Below are 4,742 nucleotides of genomic sequence, written 5' to 3'. Positions count from 1 at the left end.
TCCCCAGCGTCTCCCCCGCGCCCAGGTCGAACGAGACGCCCTCGACCGCCCGCACCGCGCCCACCTGGCGGCGGAAGACGATGCCGCGCGTGAGCGGGAAGTGCTTGACCAGGCCGCGGACCTGGAGAATCGGCTCACTCACCGACCGTCTCCTTCCAGAAGTGGCACGCGCTCGAACGCCCCTCGCCGACCTCGTACAGCGGGGGGCGGGGGTCCTCGCGGCAGACCTCCCTGACCTGCGGACAGCGCGGGTGGAACGGGCAGCCGGGCGGGATCCGCAGCAGGTTGGGCGGCAGGCCCCTGATGGCCCGCAGCTCCTTGCCCTTGCTGTCCAGGCGCGGGATGGAGTCCAGCAGCCCCCTGGTGTAGGGGTGCGCCGGGCGCGCGTAGAGCTCCTTCACGGGCGCGTTCTCCACGATGCGCCCCGCGTACATCACCGCGATCCGGTCGGCCACGTCGGCGACCACGCCGAGGTCATGGGTGATCAGGATCAGTCCCATGTCGTACTCCCGCCGCAACTCGGCGAGCAGGTCCATCACCTGGGCCTGCACGGTGACGTCCAGCGCGGTGGTCGGCTCGTCGGCGATGATCAGCGCCGGCTCCAGCGCCAGCGCCATCGCGATCATGATGCGCTGCCGCATGCCGCCCGAGAACTGGTGCGGGTAGTCGTTCACCCGTTCCCTGGCGGCCGGGATCCCGACCCGCTCCATCAGCCCGACCGCCCGGGCCCTCGCCTCCGCCCGCGAGGCCCCCCGGTGCACGCGGAACATCTCGCCGAGCTGGAACCCCACCGTGAGGACCGGGTTGAGGGAGGACAGCGCGTCCTGGAAGATCATCGCCATCCGCTCGCCGCGCACCCGGCGCCGCTCCTCGCGACCGAGGGTGAGCAGGTCGCGGCCCTGGAAGAGGATGCGGCCCCCGGCGATGCGGCCCGGCGGGCTGTCCAGGATGCCCATCACCGCCTGCGCGGTGACCGACTTGCCGGACCCCGACTCGCCGAGCACCGCGAGCGTCTCGCCCGCGTCCACCGCGTAGTCCACGCCGTTGACGGCCCGGACGACGCCGTCCCTGGTGACGAACTCGACGCGCAGATCCCTGACTTCGAGCAGCATGGCGGCCCGTCCTCCCTGCCTCGGTCCTGTGGGGTGTGGGTTCAGCGGAGCTTGGGGTCGAGCGCGTCGCGGACGGCGTCGCCGAGCATGATGAAGGCCAGCACGGTGAGGCTCAGCGCGGCGGCCGGATAGAGCAGGATGTGGGGCGCGTTGCGGAACTGCATGCCGTCGGAGGCGGCGGAGATGTCGACGCCCCAGGAGACCGTGGGCGGGCGCAGGCCGACGCCGAGGTAGCTGAGCGTGGCCTCCAGCGCGATGAACGTGCCGAGCATGATGGTCGCCATCACGATCACGGGGGCGACGGCGTTGGGCAGGATGTGGCGCAGCAGCATGCGCCCGTTGCCCGCGCCGAGCGCGCGGGCGGCCTGGACGTAGTCGTTCTGTTTCGCGGTGATGACCGCTCCCCTGGTGATGCGGGCGATCTGCGGCCAGCTGAGCGCCGCGATGACCAGGACCACGGGCCAGATGCCGGTGAGCGAGATCATCGACAGGAAGACGATGGCGCCGAGCACCACGGGGACGCCGAAGAAGACGTCGGTCAGCCGGGAGAGCAGCGCGTCCCAGAAGCCCCCGAAGAACCCGGCGAGGCCGCCCACGACCGCGCCGACCAGGGTCACGCCCAGGGTGGCGCACAGGCCGACCGCGATGGAGGCGCGGGCCCCGTACACGGTGCGGGTGTAGACGTCGCAGCCCTGGGTGTCGAAGCCGAACCAGTGTCCCGCCGTGGGCCCTTCGAGCGAGCGGGACAGGTCGCAGCGCTGCGGGTCACCGGCGGCGATCAGACTCGGCCACAGGGCGATCACGATGAGAAAGACGATGAGCAGCGAGGAGACGAGGAAGATCGGGTTGCGGCGCAGGTCGTGCCATGCGTCGCTCCACAGGCCGCGGGCGGCGCCCGGCTCGGGCTGGGAGGCGCCCGCGGTGAGCCCCTTGGCGGCGTTGTCCTCCTGGGCCTCCATGGGCGGCGGCGCGGACATCGCGTCAGACATAGCGGATCCTCGGGTCGAGCACGGCGTAGAGGATGTCGACGGCCAGATTCGCGAGGAGGAAGATCAGCACCAGGACGACCACGAAGCCGACGACGGTCGGCGAGTTCTGGCGCAGGATGCCCTGGAAGAGCTGGAAGCCGACGCCCTGGATGTTGAAGATCCGCTCGGTCACGATCGCGCCGGCCATCAGGGTGCCGATGTCGGCGCCGAGGTAGGTGACCACGGGGATCAGGGAGTTGCGCAGCAGGTGGCGCAGCGTCACCCGACGGCGCGGCAGTCCCTTGGCCACGGCGGTGCGGATGTAGTCGGCCCTGGTGTTCTCGGCGACGGAGGTCCTGGTGAGCCGGGTGACATAGGCGAGCGAGACCAGCGCGAGGATCAGCCCGGGGACGATCAGCTCGTCGACGCGGGGGTCGGGGCTGACGGCCGGCTCGATCCAGCCGAGTTCGACGCCGAGGAAGTACTGCGCGGTGGTGCCCAGGACGAAGGTGGGGACGGCGATGACGACCAGCGTGAGCACCAGCACCGAGGTGTCGACCGAACGGCCGCGGCGCAGGCCGGTGATGACGCCGAGGGTGATGCCGAGGATCACCTCGAAGACGAGCGCGACCAGCATCAGCCGGAAGCTGATCGGGAAGGCGTGCTCCATGAGGTGGGTCACCGGCTGGCCGTTGAACGCGGTGCCGAAGTCGCCGGTGAAGATCTTCCCCATGTAGAGCACGTACTGGAGCCACAGGGGCTTGTCGAGGTTGAACTCCTCGCGCAGCGCCTGGGCCGTGGCCGGGTCGGGGCCGCGGTCGCCGAAGAGCCCGGAGACCGGGTCGCCGATCGCGTACACCATCACGAAGATGAGGAAGGTGGCGCCGACGAAGACGGGGATCATCTGGAGCAGGCGTCGGATGACGTAGCGCCCCATGCGCGTCAGCTCACCTTGATGTCGGTGAAGACGGGCACGGAGAACGGGTTGAGCTTCACGTCGCTCAGGCGCTCGGCGAAGCCCGCGGTGCCGTTCTGGTACCAGAGCGGGATGGCGGGGAGGTCGTCGACGAGGACCCGTTCGGCGTCCTGGAAGGTGGAGACCGCCCGCCCCTCGTCGGCCTGGGCGTTGGCCTCGTCGATCAGCCCGTCGAACTCGTCGCTGCTGTAGCCGGAGTCGTTGGAGGAGGCGTCGGTGTAGTAGAGCGGCTGGAGGAAGTTCTGGATGAGCGGGTAGTCCATCTGCCAGCCCGTGCGGAACATGCCGGTCATCTCGTGCCCGGTGATCTGGTTGCGGAAGTCGGCGAAGGTCGGCACCGGATTGACGGTGCAGGCGTTCGACGTGTCCAGCGCGTTGTTGATGCTGTTGCAGACGGCGTCCATCCACTGGCGGTGCGAGCCGGTGTCCACGTTCGACGTGATGGTCACCTTGCCGCCCGGCAGGCCGCCGGCCTCGTCGATCAGCTCCCTGGCCCGGTCGGGGTCGAAGGTGCAGACGTCGCCGCACAGGCCCTTGTCGAAGCCGCCCGAGTCGCCGAGGACGGGCGAGGTGAAGTCGCTCGCGGGGGTGCGGGTGTCGTGGAAGATGCGCGAGGTGATCTGCTCGCGGTCGATCGCCATCGACAGGCCCTGCCGCAGCCTGCGGCCGTCCGCGCCCTGCCAGTCCTCGTCGTAGAGCGGGAAGGAGACGGTCTGGATGATGCCGGCGGGCTGGTTGATGTAGCGGTCCCCGAGGTCGCGCTCGGCGTTGCCCAGCTGGGAGGCGGGGACGTCGTCGATCAGGTCCAGGTTGCCGGCCTGGAGGTCGGTGTAGGCGGTGTTGTTGTCCGTGTAGACGCGGAGCTCGACCCCGTCGTTGCGGGGCTTGTCCGCGCCGGCGTACTTCTCGTTGCGCACCAGGGTCATGGACTGGCTGGGCCGGTAGGAGTCGATCCGGTAGGGCCCGTTGCCGACCGGCTTCTCCAGCCAGGCGTCGTGGTCGTCGAAGAACGCCCTGGGCAGCGGCGCGTAGGCCGCGTAGCCGAGCGTCTCGGGCCAGAGGGAGAACGGCTCGCTGAGGCGGACGGTGAACGTGCGGTCGTCCTCGACCTTCAGGCCGCTGAGCGTGTCGGCCGTCGGGCGGGAGCCCTCCTCGGTGGGGTGGACCTCCTCGTAGCCGTCGATGAACTGGAAGAAATAGCTGGCGACCTGCGCGTTCTCCACATGGGCGCCGTAGTTCCAGGCGTCCACGAAGGACTGGGCGGTGACCTCGCTGCCATCGCTGAACGTCCAGCCGTCCTTGATGGTGACCGTGAAGTTCCGCTGGTCGTCCGTCTCGATGGACTCGGCCATCGCGTCCTCGGCCTCGCCGGTCTCCGGGTCGTACCGCTTGAGCCCCCGGAAGATCATGTCGAGGACCTTGCCGCCCTGCACCTCGTTGGTGTTCGCCGGCTCCAGGGGGTGCTGCGGGTCCCCCCACGAGGCGCGGATCATCCCGCCGCTCCCGCTCCCCCCGTCGCCGCCTCCGCCGCACGCCGCGGCTGCGAGGGCGAGGGCCGTCACGCCGGCGACGACGCTGCACAGGCGGACGCGTAGGCGGCTTGACTTCCTCATCGAGACTCCTCGGGCTTGGAGAGCCGGGCTCAGGAGTAATAAAACCGCTTATATCCCCCCCGCGCCCTCAACC

The 4,742-nt window shown here is 69.9% G+C and carries 4 protein-coding genes and 1 pseudogene; all 5 read right to left on the bottom strand.

Going from position 1 to position 4,742, the window contains the following annotated elements:
• Positions 1-139 (bottom strand): annotated as a pseudogene (locus tag ADY01_RS38640) (peptide ABC transporter ATP-binding protein); the annotation flags it as partial.
• Complete coding sequence (locus tag ADY01_RS32990; protein WP_049580427.1) at positions 135-1,112, bottom strand: ABC transporter ATP-binding protein; 978 nt, start codon at positions 1,110-1,112, stop codon at positions 135-137. The pseudogene ADY01_RS38640 and the gene ADY01_RS32990, both read right to left, overlap by 5 nt.
• Positions 1,113-1,153: 41 nt before the next feature.
• Positions 1,154-2,101 carry an ABC transporter permease gene (locus ADY01_RS32985; RefSeq protein WP_049580426.1) on the bottom strand — a complete coding sequence of 316 codons (948 nt, stop codon included), beginning with the start codon at positions 2,099-2,101 and terminating at the stop codon, positions 1,154-1,156.
• Positions 2,094-3,017: an ABC transporter permease gene (locus ADY01_RS32980; RefSeq protein ID WP_049580425.1), complete on the bottom strand. Its 924-nt coding sequence runs from the start codon at positions 3,015-3,017 to the stop codon at positions 2,094-2,096. Before ADY01_RS32980 ends, ADY01_RS32985 begins: the two co-directional genes overlap by 8 nt.
• A 5-nt stretch (positions 3,018-3,022) precedes the next feature.
• The gene (locus tag ADY01_RS32975) at positions 3,023-4,669 is read right to left on the bottom strand and encodes a peptide ABC transporter substrate-binding protein (protein ID WP_049580424.1); all 1,647 of its coding nucleotides are present in this window, start codon (positions 4,667-4,669) and stop codon (positions 3,023-3,025) included.
• Between the last annotated feature and the right edge of the window lie 73 nt (positions 4,670-4,742).

This window comes from Streptomyces sp. SBT349 (assembly GCF_001083795.1).
In the GTDB taxonomy this organism is placed as follows: Bacteria; Actinomycetota; Actinomycetes; order Streptomycetales; family Streptomycetaceae; genus Streptomyces.
Note: the sequence above shows the minus strand (reverse complement) of the source record. Positions and strands in the feature narration are given on the sequence as shown.

Excerpts from the sequence above, each read along its gene's own strand:
- ADY01_RS32990 (WP_049580427.1), bottom strand. The coding sequence starts at position 1,112 with ATGCTGCTCGAAGTCAGGGATCTGCGCGTCGAGTTCGTCACCAGGGAC.
- ADY01_RS32985 (WP_049580426.1), bottom strand. The coding sequence starts at position 2,101 with ATGTCTGACGCGATGTCCGCGCCGCCGCCCATGGAGGCCCAGGAGGAC.
- ADY01_RS32980 (WP_049580425.1), bottom strand. The coding sequence starts at position 3,017 with ATGGGGCGCTACGTCATCCGACGCCTGCTCCAGATGATCCCCGTCTTC.
- ADY01_RS32975 (WP_049580424.1), bottom strand. The coding sequence starts at position 4,669 with ATGAGGAAGTCAAGCCGCCTACGCGTCCGCCTGTGCAGCGTCGTCGCC.